Annotated in this window: 16 protein-coding genes; 9 read left to right on the forward strand and 7 right to left on the reverse strand. The window is 70.2% G+C overall.

The features are described 5' to 3' along the window. The first annotated feature begins 3 nt into the window (after positions 1-3). Together EGH23_RS00465 and EGH23_RS00470 are read left to right on the forward strand one after the other, a co-directional pair. Positions 4-990, forward strand: coding sequence for a patatin-like phospholipase family protein (locus EGH23_RS00465; RefSeq protein WP_220578076.1), 987 nt, complete (start codon positions 4-6; stop codon positions 988-990). 86 nt (positions 991-1,076) lie between these two features. Further along, positions 1,077-2,345 carry a glycosyltransferase family 87 protein gene (locus EGH23_RS00470; protein ID WP_220578077.1) on the forward strand — a complete coding sequence of 423 codons (1,269 nt, stop codon included), beginning with the start codon at positions 1,077-1,079 and terminating at the stop codon, positions 2,343-2,345. A 44-nt stretch (positions 2,346-2,389) separates the two neighbouring features. Here the strand turns inward: EGH23_RS00470 and EGH23_RS00475 are convergent, their stop codons facing one another. The 4 genes from EGH23_RS00475 to EGH23_RS00490 form a co-directional block, all read right to left on the reverse strand. Then, a complete protein-coding gene (locus EGH23_RS00475; RefSeq protein ID WP_220578078.1) occupies positions 2,390-3,040 on the reverse strand; it encodes a class I SAM-dependent methyltransferase in 651 nt (216 codons plus the stop codon). Beyond that, positions 3,037-3,933: a thiamine-phosphate synthase family protein gene (locus tag EGH23_RS00480; protein ID WP_220578079.1), complete on the reverse strand. Its 897-nt coding sequence runs from the start codon at positions 3,931-3,933 to the stop codon at positions 3,037-3,039. The genes EGH23_RS00475 and EGH23_RS00480 overlap by 4 nt, the downstream gene beginning before the upstream one ends. 1 nt (position 3,934) lies before the next feature. After that, positions 3,935-4,522, reverse strand: coding sequence for a dCTP deaminase (gene dcd, locus EGH23_RS00485; RefSeq protein WP_220578080.1), 588 nt, complete (start codon positions 4,520-4,522; stop codon positions 3,935-3,937). A gap of 87 nt (positions 4,523-4,609) precedes the next feature. Next, on the reverse strand, positions 4,610-5,365 hold the full coding sequence (locus tag EGH23_RS00490; RefSeq protein WP_220578081.1) for a Yip1 family protein: 756 nt from the start codon (positions 5,363-5,365) through the stop codon (positions 4,610-4,612). 77 nt (positions 5,366-5,442) lie between these two features. Here EGH23_RS00490 and pth2 point away from each other — a divergent pair, with 77 nt between their 5' ends. From pth2 to psmB, 3 genes are all read left to right on the forward strand, one after another. Continuing rightward, positions 5,443-5,781: a peptidyl-tRNA hydrolase Pth2 gene (gene pth2, locus EGH23_RS00495; protein WP_220578082.1), complete on the forward strand. Its 339-nt coding sequence runs from the start codon at positions 5,443-5,445 to the stop codon at positions 5,779-5,781. A gap of 73 nt (positions 5,782-5,854) precedes the next feature. Beyond that, positions 5,855-6,589, forward strand: coding sequence for an archaeal proteasome endopeptidase complex subunit alpha (gene psmA, locus EGH23_RS00500; RefSeq protein WP_220578083.1), 735 nt, complete (start codon positions 5,855-5,857; stop codon positions 6,587-6,589). Beyond that, positions 6,589-7,281, forward strand: coding sequence for an archaeal proteasome endopeptidase complex subunit beta (gene psmB, locus EGH23_RS00505; protein WP_220578084.1), 693 nt, complete (start codon positions 6,589-6,591; stop codon positions 7,279-7,281). The genes psmA and psmB overlap by 1 nt, the downstream gene beginning before the upstream one ends. A gap of 102 nt (positions 7,282-7,383) precedes the next feature. On the opposite strand, the gene EGH23_RS00510 is transcribed toward psmB, so the two are convergent. Then, complete coding sequence (locus EGH23_RS00510; RefSeq protein WP_220578085.1) at positions 7,384-7,548, reverse strand: hypothetical protein; 165 nt, start codon at positions 7,546-7,548, stop codon at positions 7,384-7,386. 166 nt (positions 7,549-7,714) lie between these two features. Between EGH23_RS00510 and EGH23_RS00515 the strand changes: the two genes are divergently transcribed. Further along, the gene (locus tag EGH23_RS00515) at positions 7,715-9,076 is read left to right on the forward strand and encodes an MFS transporter (RefSeq protein ID WP_220578086.1); all 1,362 of its coding nucleotides are present in this window, start codon (positions 7,715-7,717) and stop codon (positions 9,074-9,076) included. A gap of 16 nt (positions 9,077-9,092) precedes the next feature. Here the strand turns inward: EGH23_RS00515 and EGH23_RS00520 are convergent, their stop codons facing one another. Beyond that, the gene (locus tag EGH23_RS00520) at positions 9,093-10,952 is read right to left on the reverse strand and encodes a molybdopterin biosynthesis protein (protein ID WP_220578087.1); all 1,860 of its coding nucleotides are present in this window, start codon (positions 10,950-10,952) and stop codon (positions 9,093-9,095) included. Between the two features lie 73 nt (positions 10,953-11,025). Between EGH23_RS00520 and EGH23_RS00525 the strand changes: the two genes are divergently transcribed. Continuing rightward, positions 11,026-11,904, forward strand: a complete 879-nt coding sequence (locus EGH23_RS00525) for a molybdopterin synthase (protein ID WP_220578088.1) — start codon at positions 11,026-11,028, stop codon at positions 11,902-11,904. 18 nt (positions 11,905-11,922) lie between these two features. On the opposite strand, the gene EGH23_RS00530 is transcribed toward EGH23_RS00525, so the two are convergent. After that, on the reverse strand, positions 11,923-13,113 hold the full coding sequence (locus tag EGH23_RS00530; RefSeq protein ID WP_220578089.1) for a molybdopterin molybdotransferase MoeA: 1,191 nt from the start codon (positions 13,111-13,113) through the stop codon (positions 11,923-11,925). A 78-nt stretch (positions 13,114-13,191) separates the two neighbouring features. Here EGH23_RS00530 and moaA point away from each other — a divergent pair, with 78 nt between their 5' ends. Further along, complete coding sequence (gene moaA / locus EGH23_RS00535) at positions 13,192-14,166, forward strand: GTP 3',8-cyclase MoaA (protein WP_220578090.1); 975 nt, start codon at positions 13,192-13,194, stop codon at positions 14,164-14,166. Between the two features lie 296 nt (positions 14,167-14,462). Beyond that, entirely contained in the window at positions 14,463-16,595 is a 2,133-nt protein-coding gene (gene nasA / locus EGH23_RS00540; protein ID WP_220578091.1) for an assimilatory nitrate reductase NasA, read from the forward strand. Positions 16,596-16,600: the final 5 nt, after the last annotated feature.

A 16,600-nucleotide genomic window follows, 5' to 3' on the forward strand; every position in this document is an offset into this window, starting at 1 on the left:
GAGATGGTTCTCGATCGCAGCGAGGCGACGACGGTGGCGTTGGCCTGTCAGGGCGGCGGGTCACACAGCGCGTTCTGCGCCGGGGCGCTCCAGACCCTGCTCGTCGACCTCCCCGAGGAGTACGAGATAGTCGGCTTCAGCGGCACCTCCGGCGGCGCGCTCTGTGCGGCGACGGCGTGGTACGGCCTGCTCGAAGGCGGGCCGGAAGAGGCCGCCGACCGCCTCGAAACGCTGTGGTCCGACGTGGCGGCGCAGACCCCGTTCGACCGGGCCGTCAACGAGACGGCCAGATGGACCATCGCGCTCGACAACGGCGGCGTCCCGGTGCCCGACGTGAGCCCGTACCTCTCGCCGGCGTCCGAGATCGCCCGACGCGACCTCCGCCGGTCGATAGCGTCGGTGGTCGACTTCGACCGGGTCCCGGAACTGGCGGCCGGCCCGAGCCCGCGACTGCTCGTCAGCGCCGTCGACGTGACCGGCGGCGACGCCCGAATCTTCGCCGACGGGGACGTGACCGCCGACGCGCTGCTGGCCTCCGCCGCGGTCCCGCTGCTGTTCGAGGCGGTCGAGGTCGATGGGAGTCCGTACTGGGACGGCATGTTCGCCCAGAACCCGCCGGTCGCGAACTTCCTCTCCGGCGTCGAGGACGCAGACCACAAACCCGACGAGGTCTGGGTCCTCCGGGTCGCGCCCGAACGCCGCGAAGAGGTGCCGACCTCGTTGCGGGCCATCGCGGACCGACAGAACGAACTCTCGGGTAACCTCGCGCTGGAGAAGGAACTGGCCTTTATCGACCGGATCAACGAGTGGGTCGCCGAGGGCCGGCTCGACGGCGAGCGCTACAAGCGCGTCGCGGTCGAACAGCTCAGACTCGACGCGGAACTCCCCCTCTCCTCGCGGTTCGACCGCTCGCCGTCGTTCGTCGAGGACCTCATGGAGGAGGGCCGAGCGACGGCGAGCGAGTTCCTCGACGCGAAAACGAGCGAGTAACGGATCGCGGCGAACGACCGACGCGTTGAAGCGGCTGGTGGGCGCAGTGGCGGATATCTCGGTGACTCCCCGTCTCATCCCCGCCCATGTCTGATTCGCTCTCGCGCGCCCGCCGCGACGTCTGGCTCGCGCTCGGTACCGCTCTCCTCCTCGGCGTCGCGCTCGGGGCGTACTACGTCCTCGCCCGCCCGGTCAAAGTCGGACTGAACTACCGCGTCTACGACGTGGCCGCGCGGACGGCGCTGGCCGGCGGCGACTTCTACGCCGCGGCCTCTCCCGAGAACTTCCACTACCTCTACCCGCCGGTGACGGTGCTCGCGTTCGTACCGCTGGCGTGGCTGGGACCGTGGTCGGTCGGTTACGCCGTCGTGACGGTCGCCTCGCTGGCCGTCACCGCCGCGCTGACGCATCTGCTCGTCGGGTACATCGAGTCGTTGGGCCACGGCGTCCCGACCGCCGACCGCATCCTGCTCGGGGCGTACCTCCTCGTCTCCGTCCACTCGGTCCCGTCGCTGGCCTACGGGCAGGTGAACCACCTGCTAGTCGCCGCCTTCGCCGCCGGCCTCGTCTGGCTCGAGCGCGACCGGGAGTGGCTCGCGGGCACGGCGCTGGCGCTTCCCGCCTTCGTCAAGGTGTTCCCGGCGGCCATCGGTCTCTGGCTCCTCCGCGAGCGCGCGTGGCGGGCTATCGTCGCTGCCGTCGCCACCGTGAGCGCGCTCACCGCCGCGGGACTGGCGGCGTTCGGTCTCGACACCTACCGGACCTACGCCTTCGACGTCCTGCTGGCCCGTCGGGACACCGACGCCTTCGTCGGCGGATTAGACCCCGGCGTCAGCTACGTCACGCTCCGACGGCCGCTGTCGGTGGCGTTCCCCGCCGTCGATCCGACGTGGTACGCCGTCGGCGCGGCAATTCTGCTCGCGCCCGTCGTCGCCCTCTGCTACTGGCGGGTTCGCGGCGTCACCGACCGCCTCGTCGCGCTCTACGCGACCGTCACGGCGATACTCCTCTTCTTCCCGTCGCTGTTGCTGTACTACGTCTACCTGACGTTCCCGCTCGTCGTCCTGCTGTATCACCTCCCGCGCGGGTGGGGCCGACGGCTGTTCGTCTCCGGCACCGTCCTCGCCAACGTCTCGCTCTCGTTTCGAACGGTCCCGCAGGTGCTCGGGCTCGCGCCGCTCTCTCCGGCGACGGCGGACGCCGTCGCGGCGGCGCTCCGCCCGACCTTCGCCGTTGGGACGCCCGTGCTGTACGGCTGTCTCCTGACGCTTCTGGGCTGTGTCGCCTACCGAATGGAGACGGGTGGACTGGCGGCACCGGATACCCTCCGCAGCAGCGACGCCGCCGACCGCTGACGACCCGATTCGCTCGGCCGCTGACTGGCGCGGCCGACCGCCGACTACTCGACGCGTCCGGAGACGAGGCCCAGGAAGCCGCCGCCGAACGTCTCGTAGCGCCGGTCGACGGTGCGCTCCGTGAGGCGGTCGCGGGCGGCCGCGACCCGGCGCTCGAACGCGCCGGCGTGGGACTGCCGGGAGAGCCGAGCGCCGGGCGCAGACAATCTGACGAACCCCTCGAAAGCGACGTCGAGCGGCGCGGCGAGCGGGTTCTCGCTCCGCTGGAAGTTCAGTAAGGCGACCCGGCCACCGGGTCGGACGCTGTCGCACCACGCGTCGACGGCCGCCGCGGGGTCCGCGAAGATGCCCGCGACGAACGTCGCCAGCACGGCGTCGGCCCCCCGAACCGGCGGGCGCGTCGCGTCGCCGAGCAGGTAGTGGACGCCGTCGCCCGCTCTGTCTGGCCGGCCGCGCGCGCGCTCGATCATCTCCCGCGTCAGGTCGAGGCCGACGACGCGGCCCTCGGGACCGACCCGCCGGCGGAGGACGGGGACGTTCGCGCCGGTGCCACACCCCATCTCGACGACGGTGTCGCCCGGCGAGAGGGCGAGCGAGTCGGCGGCCCGCTCCCGCCACGACTCGGCGAACGGGAGGCTCGCCAGCCGGTCGTAGAGGTCGGCCCACCGCCCGTAGAACTCGCGCGTATCGCTCACAGCAGGTCCCGCGCCCGCTCGGCGACGGCCACGGCGTCCTCGCCCAGCAGATAGACGACGGGCTCGACGCCCACGCCGCCGGTCTGATAGATGACGTCGGCGTCGGGCGAATCGGCCAGCGCCTCGGCGATGGCCGTCTCGACGTCGGTCTCCGCGTCGAACTCGACGGCCGTGTAGCCCGCGGCTTCGAGCGCCTCGACGAGTTCGGGGTCGTAGCCGACGTTCAGCGCCGCGAGCGCGTCGCTCCCGGCGGCCCGCGCGGCCAGCAACACGCCGGCGACGTGTTCGCTGACGCCGTACTCCGGCTCGGCGGGAATCGTCGTCCGCCCCTTCACGTCCAGCAGTCGGCCCGGCACCGCCGCCACGTCTTCGATGGCGGTCCCGTCGGGCAGTGCCTGCACGAGGTTCGACCCGACGGCGGGGATGAGCGTGGCGAACCCGCTGGTGTTCTCGAGGACGCGCAGGCCCTGCCGGACCGACGAGAGGGTCCGCTCGGCCGCCCGGAGCGTCGAGTCGGGGTCGTGGACGGCGAACTCGCCGCCGTACTCGGCGAGTTCCGGCACCGCCTCCTCGTGGAGCGCCGCGAGCAGGCCGCCGTGTTCGAGTTCGCGGACGAACACCTCCGCCTCGACGAGCGCCTGCACCGGGCTCATCTCGCCGTCGGCCAGTCCCTCGGCCAGTCGCTCGACGAGTTCGGTCATCCCGCGGTGGTCGAGCAGTCGCTCGTTGCGCTCGACGTCGCCGTGGACGTACTTCGAGACGGCGCTCTGGCTGATACCCAGCAAACTCGCCACCTCCGACTGGGTCAGCCCCCGCTCGCGGAGCGACTCGGCCAGCATCGAGCGGAACGTCGGCAGGAACTCCTCGACGACGATCTCCTCGACGAAGCGCATGCTACTGGTCGCCCCCAAACTCTCTGTCTCCCTGTATCTTCGATGCCTGCGGCCCGCGCTGGCCCTGATACTTCGACCCGCGCTCGGACCCGTAGGGACGCTCGGCCGGGTTCTTCAGTTCGGTGAAGGTGAGCTGGGAGATTCGCATCCCGGGCGTGAGCGCGACGGGGGCGGTGCCGAGATTGGAGAGCTCGAGGGTTATCTGGCCCTCGTAACCGGGATCACAGAGGCCCGCCGTCGCGTGGACCACGATCGCGAGGCGGCCCAGCGACGACCGGCCCTCGACGTGGGCGATGAGGTCGTCGGGGATCTCGACGCGCTCGTGGGTCGTCCCAAGTACGAAATCGCCGGGGTGGAGGATGTACTCACCGCCCTCCTCGATTTCGGTCTCCTCGACGTAGTCGGCGACCTCGCCCTCGGCGTTGGGGTGGATACAGGGGATGTTGGCGTGCTGGAACTCTAAGAACTCCCGGCCCAGTCGGAGGTCGACGCTGGCCGGTTGGATCTGGATGTCGGGGTCGTCGAGCGGTTCGACCACGAGGTCGCCCTCGCGGAGGCGGCGCTCGATGTCGGCGTCCGAGAGTATCATTACCCGAGGTAGTGACGCCGGGTGCCTAAAGCGTCCCGTCTCGGGCCGAACGGCGGACACGGCGTCCTCGCGGCAGACGGATCCCGCCTACGACAGCAACACCGGGACCAGCGCGACCAGCACGGCGACGGCGACGGCCGCCCGACGACTTATCTCGTGAGTGACCCGGAGGCCGGCGGCCCAGACGTACGCCTGCCACGTCGCCCCGAGCAGTTGAATCAGGAGGAGCGTGAGCCCGGAGACGCCCGACTGTAACGACCGGATGGCCGGGAGGAGCGCCTCGGGCGAACTCGCAGAGAGATCGGCGCGACCGGCGAAGAACAGCAGCGCCGCGCCGCCGACCACTGACGTGACGAGGATCGGCAGGAATCCCCACGCCGCCACTTCCAGCGTCTGTCCGAACCGGCCGCTGCCGCCGCCGAGCAACGCGCCGACGTGGAGGGCGACGGCGAGGCCGAACCAGACGAGAAGCAGGCCGACGGCGATCCAGGGAACGATGCCGGCCATCTCGTCCCAGAGGAGCGAACTGATCTCGACCGACTTCTGCTTCGGCTGGTCACAGCCGCTCATCGTCACCGTCATATTTAGTCCTTCGAGACCGCCGTCCTCGCAGATCATGTCACCCGGATACGACGGGTTGTCGACGGTCGTCGTGCCGGTGAACAACGTGGTGAACCGTCTGAGGACGCCGCCGAGTATCACCGTCGCGACGACGCTGAACAGGAGGGCGAGCGCGCCCCCTCTGAAGCCGTTCAGTCGGTCTACGCGCGACTCGAAGAACGCGCCCGGCCGGGCCAGGAAGGTTCGAACTGTGGAGGGCATCCCCGACGAATGCTCACCCATGCGGTAAGTGCCCTGTGGTACGTGCAACCGGGCGGGTACTCCGACGGGGGTTTAAGTCGGGGTCGTCATATGTAGGTATGAAGCAGGCCATCGTCGCGCGGGCCGACATCGGGATGAGCGAGGGGAAACTCGCCGCTCAGGTCGCCCACGCGTCGCTGTCGGCGTACGAGGACGCCGGCCGGAAGGCCCGCAAAGCCTGGAAAGGCGAGGGTCAGAAGAAAGTCGTCCTCAAGGCGACCGGCGAGTCCGAGCTGTTCGAACTCGCCGACGCCGCGGAGCGCGAGGGCCTGCCGCATGCCATCATCAGGGACGCCGGCCACACGCAGTTGGAACCGGGAACGGTCACTGCACTTGCGGTCGGACCCGCCGACGACGACCTGGTGGACCGCGTCACCGGTGACTGTTCGCTGTACTGAGGGCGGCGAACGCGCCGATACGGTTATATACCAAAAGACCTAACCTCAGGTGAATAACAGAGAGTAACACACAATGCAAGGAAACGATCAGCAGGCGTACGACCGCGGGATCACCATCTTCTCGCCGGACGGTCGCCTGTACCAGGTGGAGTACGCTCGTGAGGCAGTCAAGCGCGGCACCGCAAGCGTCGGCGTCCGCACGGCAGACGGCGTCGTGCTGGCGGCCGACCGCCACGCCCGCTCGCCGCTCATCGAGCGCGACAGCATCGAGAAGATTCACGAGATCGACGACCACGTCGGCGTCGCGAGCGCCGGTCACGTCGCCGACGCACGCCAGCTCATCGACGTGGCCCGCCGGCAGGCGCAGGTCAACCGCCTGCGCTACGACGAACCGGCCAGCGTCGAGTCGCTGACCAAGGAAGTCACCGACTACATCCAGCAGTACACCCAGACCGGCGGCGCACGGCCGTTCGGCGTCGCGCTGCTGGTCGGTGGCATCAAGGACGGGGAGCCCCGCCTGTTCGAGACGGACCCCTCGGGGACGCCCTATGAGTGGCAGGCCGTCGCCATCGGCGGGTCCCGAGAGGAGATCCAGAGCTTCCTCGAGGACGAGTACGCCGAGGAGATGGACCTCGAGGGCGGCGTCGAACTCGCGCTTCGCGCGCTCGAGTCGGTCAACGAGGACGGACTGGACCCGTCGGGCGTGGACATCGCCACCATCGACGTCGAGAGCAAGCAGTTCAGCAAACTCGACGAGGACGAGGTCTCCGCGCGTCTCGACGAGTTCGAACTCGGAGGTGAGAACTGATGTACGACCCCGAGAACCGCCTGACCGACGCCTACGAACCCGAGGTCGGCACCCTCCCGAACGACGACGAGGGCCGCGACGAGGAGAACGTCACGAAGACGGGGACGACCACCGTCGGCATCAGCACCGACGACGGCGTCATCATCGCCACGGACCGGCGCGCCTCGCTGGGCGGCCGGTTCGTCTCGAACAAGAACGTCCAGAAGGTCGAGCAGATCCACCCGACGGCCGCGCTCACGCTGGTCGGCAGCGTCGGCGGCGCGCAGTCGTTCATCCGCTCGCTGCGCTCGGAGGCGAACCTCTACGAGGTCCGTCGGGACGAGCCGCTCTCGATTCACGCGCTGGCGACGCTCGCGGGCAACTTCGCCCGCGGCGGCCCCTTCTTCGCCATCAACCCCATCCTCGGCGGGGTCGACGCGGAGGGCAGTCACGTCTACAGCATCGACCCGGCCGGCGGCGTCCTACAGGACGACTACACCGTCACCGGCTCCGGGACGATGGTCGCCACGGGGACCATCGAGGGCGAGTACGACCCCGAGATGAGCCTCGAAGACGCCCGGAACCTCGCTATCCGCGCCGTCGAAGCCGCCGCCGAGCGCGACACCGGTTCCGGTAACGGCGTCGTCATCGCCGAGGTCACCGCCGACGGCGTCGACATCGACCGCTTCGACGACTACGACTCGGCGGCCTGACTCGGCCGCGAACCGCTCGCTTTTCGTCGCTTTTCCGCGCGTTTCGCCGCTGTTCGACGCTATTCGACGCCGTACGAGTGACGACTCAGTGCGGGCGTGGACCTACCGCGGCACGTCGACCCAGCCGCAGATCCAGGCGTCGTCGGCGTCCGGGAGGTAGGCGACGGTTCGACCGCCGAACTCCCGTATCTCGACCTCGTCTGGTCGCCCCTGCCGGCTCGGTTCGTGCCGCTCCCTGTTCCCGGATTCGGATTCGTGTTCGCTCACTGGCACTCTCGTTTCCACGCCCGTCCCGTACCCTTCTGGTTATGCGCGCGCTAACCCGTCGGCGAGCCCGGTCTCCGGATATCGCTGTAGCGCGACGTAGCTCACTATAGCCCTCTATCCTCCGGAATCCGTGGCTATACGTGGGTTCCGGGTCTGGCTTCGACCGATGGTTACGGACCGCGGTAGCGACGGGGACGGCGACGCCGACGTCGACCTGCTCTCGGCGTTCCGGCAGTTCTTCGCCTTAGAGCGGGACGTACTGGTGCTCTCGCTGTCGATGCTGGCGTTCTCCTTGGCCTTCCAGATGACCAGCCGCTACGTTCCCGAGTACATGAGAATCCTCGGGGCGAGCGCGAGCGTCATCGGCCTCTACGGCAGCGTCGGCAACCTCATCAGCGCCGTCTACCCCTACCCCGGCGGGGCCGTCTCCGACCGCGTCGGTTCCCGCCTCGCGCTGACGGCCTTCGCGGTATTGGCGACGGTCGGCTTCGGCGTCTGGTACCTCGCTTCGGTCGTCGGCGACGTCGCGATCGGCCCGGTCACGATGCCCGCGTGGGGCCTCGTCTTCGTCGGTCTCTTCCTCGCGCAGGCGTGGAAGTCGTTCGGCCTCGGGGCGACCTTCGCGATCGTCAAACAGAGCGTCCCGGACGACCGGTTAGCGATGGGCTTCGCCAGCACCGAGGTGTTCCGACGACTCGGATTCCTCCTCGGGCCGCTGGCCGCCGCGGGACTGCTCGCGGCGACGGCGACGTTCGTCGGCGGCTTCCAGTTGGTTCTGCTCGCCGCGGTCGGCTGCGGGGCCGTCGCCACGGTGGCCCAGCACGTCCTCTACGACGCTAGTGAGGACTCCTTAGGGAAGTCCTTCGAGGGCGTGAAGCAGGTTATCGACGACCTAAGAGCGATGCCGGAGACGCTGCGACCGCTGCTCGTCGCCGACACGCTCGTCCGCTTCGCCAACGGCATGGTGTACGTCTTCTTCGTCATCGTCGTCACGGAGTTCCTCTCGGTCGGCTTCTCGGGCTTCGGAGTCACGCTCCGCCCGGACGCCTTCTTCGGCGTCCTGCTGGGCGTCGAGATGGTCGTCGCCATCGTCTCGATGCTCCCCGTCTCGAAGCTCACGGAGGCGTTCGGCCTCAAGCCCGCCGTCGCGCTGGGTTTCTCGGTGTACGCGCTCTTTCCCCTCGCGCTCGTCTACGCCCCGCCCGACCAGTGGGTGTTGGTCGCCCTCTTCGCGTACTCCGGCCTCCGGTTCGCGGGCCTGCCCGCCCACAAGGCGCTGATCGTCGGCCCCGCCGAGCGCGACGCCGGCGGCCGCGTCACCGGCACCTACTACCTGATTCGCAACGCGATCGTCATCCCCAGCGCCGCGCTCGGCGGCTGGCTCTACGGGAGCGAGTGGGCCCTCGGACTCGCGGGCGTCACCGTCCGCGCCGGCCCGGAACTGGCCTTCGGCGTGGCAACCGCCATCGGCGTGGTCGGAGTTCTGTACTTCCTCGTCTTCGGCGAGGAGTTCGAGGCGTACGAGTGAGCGAACTACGGGCTCACTACGCCACTCGCTCGTAGCCCGGCAGTTCCACGATCCCGTCCAGCGCCGCGACCAGCGATTCGACGCCGTCCTTCTCGCGGCGGTCGGACAGGGCGACCACGGAGAGTCGCTGTGTGCCGAGCGGGAGAAACGAGAGGCCGAGCGACGCGGCGCTGGGCCGGAGCGCGGGCGCGGCGTCGGCGTCGCCGGATTCGACGCGGCGGGCCGGCCCGTCGAGGCCGTGGGCGGTGACGCCGTAGCCCTCGACGGCGTCCCGTGGCCTCGCGGACCCGCGTTCCGAGTCCAGTTCCGCCAGCGCGTCGTCGAAGGCGTTCCTGAGGCCCGTTCCGGCGGCCGCGTTGACGACGGTCGTTTCTCCGTCGACCAGCGCTTCCAGTCCCGAGAGGTCGGCGTTCGGGCCGAGCGCGAGGCCCCACTCGCGGTTCCACGCGGCCAACGTCTCCCCGCCCGAGGGGTCGCCGGTAACGACAGCTACGTCCGGGATGCCATCGGCGAGCCACTGCTCGCCCGCTTGCGTTCCGCGAGCCAGGTAGCGGACGCGCTCGACGGCCGAGAGCGCCGACGAGACGACGGGGTCGCGGTCGCCGACGCAGAGCAGGGCGGGCGGGCGCGCCTCGTCGTCGAACAGTTCGACCGTCACTCGCTCGCCGCTCGGGACGTAGTTCGTGGTGGCGGCGACGGTGACGACGCCGTCGGCGTAGGCCAGGCTCGTCGTCGCACCGCTGCCCTTGTCGACGGGGTAGGCGAGCGTCTGGCCGTCGCCGTCCGCGACGAGCCCCACCGGGACCAGTCGGTAGCGCCCGCCGTCGTGACGGACGCGGGCGGCCAGTTCGGCCTCGGTCTCCATCGCCGGCGCGGGGACGCCCGTCGCCGCGCGGATCGCCGGCGCGACGAGCACGCGGAACACCGACAGCGCCGAGACGGGATACCCCGGCAGACCGACGTACGGCGTCCCGGCGACGCGGCCGACGACGGTCGGCTTGCCGGGCTGGATATCGACGCCGTGCAGGAGTAGCTCGGTGTCCTCGCGCTCCTCGACCAGCGTGGCCAGCACGTCGGTACTGCCGGCGCTGGTCGAGCCGGAGGTGAGCACTAAGTCGGCCGTCTCGGCGGCCGCAGAGAGCGCGTCGGCCAGCGCCCCGCGGTCGTCGCCGACGCTGTCGAAGCGGACCGCCTCGCCGCCCGCGGCGGCGACGGCGGCCATGATGGCGGGCGTGTTCACGTCGTGTATCTGTCCGGCGTCGTGGTCGAGGGGCTCGTCGGCGGGGACGAGTTCGTCGCCGGTGGAGACGACGGCCACCTCGGGCCGACCGCGGACGGGGACGGAACTCTCGCCGAGCGCCGACAGCAGGCCGATGGTTCGGGGCGTCAGCCGCGTGCCCGCGCTCAGCGCGAAGTCGCCGACGGCCACGTCGGCCCCCGCTGGCAGGACGTTCTCGCCCGGCGTGACGGCGTCCCGAACTTCGACCCGGTCGCCGTCGCGGGTCGTCCGCTCGACGACGACGACGCTGTCCGCGCTCTCTGGCATCACGGCTCCGGTCGCGATCTCGACGGCGTCGCCCTCGTCGACGGCGGTCTCGGGCGGTTCGCCCGCGTGCAGTTCGCTCGCGACGGCGAGTTCGACGGGCGACGCTTCTCCGGCCCCGACGGTGTCGCTCGCCCGGACCGCGTAGCCGTCCATCGCGGCCCGATCGAACCCCGGTACGTCGATGTCGGCCGAGACGGCCGCTGCCAGCGTCCGGCCCTGCGCGTCGTCGAGCGGAACGTCTGCCGGCTCGCTACCTAGTCCCAACTCGGCGATAGTCGCCCGGGCCGTCTCCAGATCGGCGAGTTCCCGCCGGTTCCCGCGTTCGGTCATGGTCGCCCTTCGCGGCGGCGCAGTAAAAACCCGGAGCCGAGGGCTGATGTTCCCCGAGGGCGTTGCCGGTCGTATGCACGTACTTCGCGTCGTCGGCCCGTCCGACGCCGGCAAGACGACGCTCGTCGAACGGCTCACCGAGCGACTGGCCGAGGAGGGCCGCGTGGCGACCGTGAAACACATCGACTGCGACCCGGACGTGGACACCGAGGGGAAGGACACGGCCCGCCACCGAGCGGCCGGTGCCGAGGAGACCTACGGCGTCACGAGCGACGGGTCGTGGTTCGCGACGGGAGGCGAGCGGTCGCTCCCGGACCTGCTCGACGGCTTCGCGCCCGAGTACGACTACGCGCTCGTCGAGGGGTACGGCGACGCCGCCCTGCCGACCGTCGTGCTCGGCGGCGAGGGAGGCGACGAAGCCGACCACGACGACGAACGGGAGTACGCGGGCGAGATTCTCCAGCGCGCGCCCGACGCCGATTCCGCGGACGTCGAAGCGGTCCTGGACGCGCTCGGGGACGCGGAACCCTACGAGACGCTCGAATCGCTCGTCCGGCGGGCCAAGCGCTCGCCCGACGCCGAATTTTCGGGGGCCATCGCCACGTTCACCGGCCGAGTCCGTGCTCGCGACGGTCCCGAGGACGCGGCGACGGAGTTCCTGGAGTTCGAGAAGTACGACGGCGTCGCCGAGGAGAAGATGGCGACCATCAGCGAGGAACTCGAAGCCCGCGAGGGCGTCTACGACGTGCTGTTACACCACCGCACCGGCGTCGTCGAGGCGGGCGAGGACATCGTCTTCGTCGTCGTCCTCGCGGGCCACCGCGCGGCGGCCTTCGAGACCGTCGAGGACGGCATCGATCGGCTCAAGGCGGAAGTGCCGCTATTCAAGAAGGAGGTCACGGTCGACGGGGAGTTCTGGGCGCACCAGCACGAGGAACACGGCCACGACTGACGAGTCGAGGGGCGACGATTAGGGCCAGCGCTCGACGGTCACCGTCGCGTCGACGTCGAGCACTTCGGTCTCCGGGCCGACGACGACCCAGCCGTCGGCCTCGACGGCGCTGGAGAGGACGCCCGCGCCGGACGCCCGAACCGGCGTCGCGTCGCCGTCGTCGAGACTGACGCGAACGAACTGCGTCGTCCCGAGGTCGCTGTGGATGCGCTCGGTCAGCGTCGCCGCCGTCTCGGCGAGCGGGTCCGGTTCCGCGCCCGCGAGCCACGCTATCGCGGGCCGGAGGAAGGAGACGGCACCGACGAGACAGGAGACGGGGTAACCCGGGAGGACCAGTATCGGCGTCTCGTCGACGACGCCGAAGCCGAGGGGGTGGCCGGGCTTGATGGCGACGCCGTGGACGCGCATCTCACCGCGGTCGTCGACGACTTCGGGCAACAGGTCGCGTTCGCCGACCGAGGAGCCGCCGGTCGTCACCACGACGTCGTGGTCGGTGTCGCGTTCGATGGCGTCGCCGAGCGCGTCCACGTCGTCGGTGACGACGTCGCGGTACGTCGCCGTCCCGCCCCAGCGCTCGGCCAGTCGGGAGACCATCAGCGCGTTCGTCTCGACGGTTTGGCCCGGACCGGGGTCGTCCTCGACCAGTTCCTCGCCCGTCGGCACGACGCTCACGCGGGGCCGCTCGGCGACGGTGAGTTGCCGGTGGCCCGTGCTCTTCGCGACCGCGAGGTCCGCGGGGGTCAGTCGGTGGCCCGCCGAAAACAGGTCGGTCCCCGCGGCCACGTCCTCGCCCGCGGGCGCGACGTTCTCGCCCGGCGCGACCGTCGCCCGCACCGCGACGTCGCCGTCCCGGTCGTCGGTCCGCTCGACTTTCACGACGGCGTCGGCCCCCGAGGGGAGTTCGCTCCCCGTGTGGACCGGCGTGGCCCGGCCCTGGCCCGCGCGGTCGTTCCGATCTAAGACGACCGGCGCGCGCTCGCTGGCCCCGAGCGTGTCCTCGGCGAGGACCGCGTAGCCGTCCATCGCCGCGCGCGCCTCGCCGGGCACGTCCCGACGGGCGGTGAGCGCGGCCGCCAGCCAGCGCTCGTCGGCCTCGGTCACCGGAACCGCTTCGGCGCGTCCATGCGGAGAGACCTGCTCGCCGAAGCGGATCAGGGCCTCGGAGAGCGGCGTGTGCTCGCGGAACCCGGCGTCCTGGCGGTCGGTCATGGCGGAGGCTGGGCCGGGCGAGATAATAATGGCACCGACCCGGATACTTTTCCCCGCGGCCGCCGGACTAGGAATCGGATGCTCGTCGACGAGTTCGGACGGGAGGTCACCGGCGTTCGCGTCTCGCTGACCGACCGGTGTAACTTCGACTGCGTCTACTGTCACAACGAGGGGCTCGGCGACACGCGCGGCCCGATGGACCCGCAGGACGACGAGATGTCGGCCGACGACGTGGTCCGCTTCCTGGAGGTCGCCGCGGAGTTCGACGTGGACGCGGTGAAGTTCACCGGCGGCGAACCGATGCTCCGGGGGGACCTCACGGAGATCGTCCGCCGGACGCCCGACGAACTGGAGGTGTCGATGACGACCAACGGCACCTTCCTCCCGGGTCGGGCCGACGAACTCGTCGACGCGGGCTTAGAACGAGTGAACGTCTCGCAGGACGCCTTAGACCCCGACGACTTCGCGAAGGTGACGCAGACGGGGGCCTACGAGCAGGTACTGGAGGGCGTCGAAGCGGCCCTCAACGCGGGGCTCGCGCCGGTGAAGCTCAACATGGTCGTCTTCAAGGGCACCAAACCGTACCTCCCCGAGATGGTCGACCACGTCGCCGAGAACGACGGGCTGCGCCTCCAGCTCATCGAGTACATGCCGGAACTGGTCGGCAACGCCGACTGGGCGGTCGACACCGCGGCGATGCACGAGTGGCTGGCGGGGCGGGCCGACCGGATCGAGCAGCGGGAGATGCACGGTCGCTCGCGGTACTTCATCGACGGCGGGATGGTCGAAGTCGTCGACCCGGTCGGCAACGAGGAGTTCTGTGCTAACTGCCACCGGGTTCGGGTCACTCACGACGGCTATCTCAAGGGCTGTCTGAACCGCAACGACGATCTGCGCCCGATGGGCGAGATGACGCGCGCGGAAATTCGAGAGACGTTCCGCGAGACCGTCGCGAACCGCGTTCCCTACTACGGCGAGTACATGGTCGAAGAGGACGGGGAGTGGGTCGTCAACGAGAAGTACCTCGACGACCCGCCGACGGCCGACGACTGATACGGGTCTCGTAGATCGACGTAGAGACGACCGCACGACAGCGATGCGTTCGGCGTGTAAAAGAGTCCGGACGTGCCGGCCGCGAACACAACGTTTCGGTAATCCGGCCGGGGAACCACGACGCTTCCGAACTCGAATCGACGAACGTCCACTGACGCCCTCAGATAGATACTTTCGTCAAGGAATACTGTTTTGTATCGCTGTTTCTTCTACCCCAGTAGTAGAATGGTGAACGAGCGTATTGGAAACATCTTCCAGCGTGGACGGTCGTGCGCCGGACCGGCGCGTGATCGCCCGTGAGCGACCGGGTACCGACGACGTGTATGCGGTGTGCGGTCGGCTGCGGCCACGTACATCAGGCGGCCGATATCGGCTACGGGATCGACACCGTCCGCGGCGACGCCGCCCATCCGGTGAATCAGGGGCTGGCGTGCGCCCGCGGCATTCAGGAGAGCCGCGACCCCGACGGCCAGTGGTTGACGCGGCCGCTCGTCCGCAGCGACGGCGAACTCCGGCAGACGACGTGGGACGTGGCGCTGGCCCGCGCCGTCGAGGGACTGCGCGAGGCCCACGAACGGGACCCCGATAGCGTCGCCGTCCTCGGCAGCGGTCAGCAGACCAACGAGGCCGCCTACGCGCTGGGCAAGGTCGCCCGCGGCGGGTTCGGGACGCGAAACTACGACGCGAACACGACGCTGTGCATGGCGAGCGCGGTCACGGCGTACTACCAGGCGTTCGGGAGCGACGCCCCGCCGTGTACCTACGCCGATATCGAGGACGCCGACCGCCACGTCGTCTGGGGGGCGAACCCGGCGGTCGCTCACCCCGTGATGTTCCGCTGGATACGGCAGGCCGCGGACGAGGAGGGCGTCGAGATACTCGTCGTGGACCCGGTGCGCTCCGAGACGGCCGAGAACTCGGAACACCACGTCGCGCCCGACCCGGGGAAGGACCTCGCGCTGGCGCGGGCGGTGCTGGCTCGAATCGTCGAGACCGACCGCGTGGACGAGGCGTTCGTCGAGGCGGCCACCGACGGCTTCGACGCGCTGCTCGACGTGTTGCCCGACGCCGAGCGCGCCGCCGAGACCGCGGGCGTCTCGATGGCGAAGGTGGACCTGTTGGCCGACGCGCTGGACCGGCAGGCCCTCGTCTACTGGGGCATGGGCATCAACCAGCACGTCCAGGGGACCGAGACGGCGCGGGCGCTCGTCGACCTGACGCTCGCCACCGGCAACCTCCGGCCCGGCGGCGGCCCGTTCTCGCTGACCGGGCAGGCCAACTCGATGGGGACCCGCGTCTGTTCCTCGAAAGGGTCCTGGCCCGGCCAGCGGACCTTCGAGAATCCGGACCACCGGCGGACCGTCGCGGACCGCTGGGACGTACCGGTCGACCGCCTGCCGGACGACGCCGGGCCGGGACCGGTCGGTATCCTCGAAGCCGGTCCCGACGCGGTCTGGACCGTCGCCACCAACCCCGTCGCGGGGATGCCGGAGGCCGATACCGCCCGCGAGGCGCTCGAAGACGCCTTCGTCGTCGCACAGGACGCTTTCCACACGGAGACGATCGCTATCGCCGACGTGGTGCTGCCCGCGGCGACGTGGGGCGAGAGCGAGGGGACGACCACGAACATGGAGCGGACCGTCTCGCGGGTCCGGGCGGCGACCGAAGTGCCGAGCGGCGTCCGACCCGACCTCGACATCATCGCCACCATCGGCTCGCGCCTGTTCCGCGGCCTCTTCGAGAGCACGTCGCCGGACCCCGAATCGATATTCGAGGAGTTCACCGCGCTCACCGAGGGCACCGTCGCCGACTGCTCGGGCATCACCTACGACCGACTGGAGGACGCCCACGCGATCCGCTGGCCCGCCCCCGGCGTCGAGAGCGCCGGCGGCTACCGCTACTACGAGGGCAGCGAGAGCGGTGACGCCGAAGCCGACGATACCGACGACGCGGATACCGGAGATACCGACGCGGGCGAGGACGAGTCGTGGTCGTTCCCGACGGCGTCGGGCAACGCGCAGTTCTCCACCGGCCGGCAGGGTGCCCTGCCGGAGCCGACCGACGACGACTACCCGCTGACCCTGACGACCGCGCGGGAGGCCGACGGGTACAACACGGGCGTCCGGTCGCGCGGCGGGACCGCCGGCGACCTCGTGGCGCGGATTCATCCCGACACTATCGACGAGCACGCCGACTCCGTCACCGAGGACCGCCTCACGGTGGTCTCCCGACGCGGGTCCGAGACGGTTCGCCTCGACCCCGACGAGGGGGTCCCCCGGGGGATGGTGTGGCTCCCGATTCACCACCCGGCGACCAACCGGCTCACGCTCTCGGAACTGGACCCCCAGTCGAGGGAGCCACACTTCAAACAGTGTGCGGTCAGGCTCACCGCGCCCGAGGCGGAACTGTCGCCGGCGACCGCGGACTGAACGGT

The sequence above is a fragment of the Haloarcula nitratireducens genome (assembly GCF_019599505.1).

Coding starts and splice junctions, on each gene's coding strand:
- EGH23_RS00465 (WP_220578076.1), top strand. CDS start 4: ATGGTTCTCGATCGCAGCGAGGCGACGACGGTGGCGTTGGCCTGTCAG.
- EGH23_RS00470 (WP_220578077.1), top strand. CDS start 1,077: ATGTCTGATTCGCTCTCGCGCGCCCGCCGCGACGTCTGGCTCGCGCTC.
- EGH23_RS00480 (WP_220578079.1), bottom strand. CDS start 3,933: ATGCGCTTCGTCGAGGAGATCGTCGTCGAGGAGTTCCTGCCGACGTTC.
- dcd (WP_220578080.1), bottom strand. CDS start 4,522: ATGATACTCTCGGACGCCGACATCGAGCGCCGCCTCCGCGAGGGCGAC.
- EGH23_RS00490 (WP_220578081.1), bottom strand. CDS start 5,365: ATGGGTGAGCATTCGTCGGGGATGCCCTCCACAGTTCGAACCTTCCTG.
- pth2 (WP_220578082.1), top strand. CDS start 5,443: ATGAAGCAGGCCATCGTCGCGCGGGCCGACATCGGGATGAGCGAGGGG.
- psmA (WP_220578083.1), top strand. CDS start 5,855: ATGCAAGGAAACGATCAGCAGGCGTACGACCGCGGGATCACCATCTTC.
- psmB (WP_220578084.1), top strand. CDS start 6,589: ATGTACGACCCCGAGAACCGCCTGACCGACGCCTACGAACCCGAGGTC.
- EGH23_RS00515 (WP_220578086.1), top strand. CDS start 7,715: ATGGTTACGGACCGCGGTAGCGACGGGGACGGCGACGCCGACGTCGAC.
- EGH23_RS00520 (WP_220578087.1), bottom strand. CDS start 10,952: ATGACCGAACGCGGGAACCGGCGGGAACTCGCCGATCTGGAGACGGCC.
- EGH23_RS00525 (WP_220578088.1), top strand. CDS start 11,026: ATGCACGTACTTCGCGTCGTCGGCCCGTCCGACGCCGGCAAGACGACG.
- EGH23_RS00530 (WP_220578089.1), bottom strand. CDS start 13,113: ATGACCGACCGCCAGGACGCCGGGTTCCGCGAGCACACGCCGCTCTCC.
- moaA (WP_220578090.1), top strand. CDS start 13,192: ATGCTCGTCGACGAGTTCGGACGGGAGGTCACCGGCGTTCGCGTCTCG.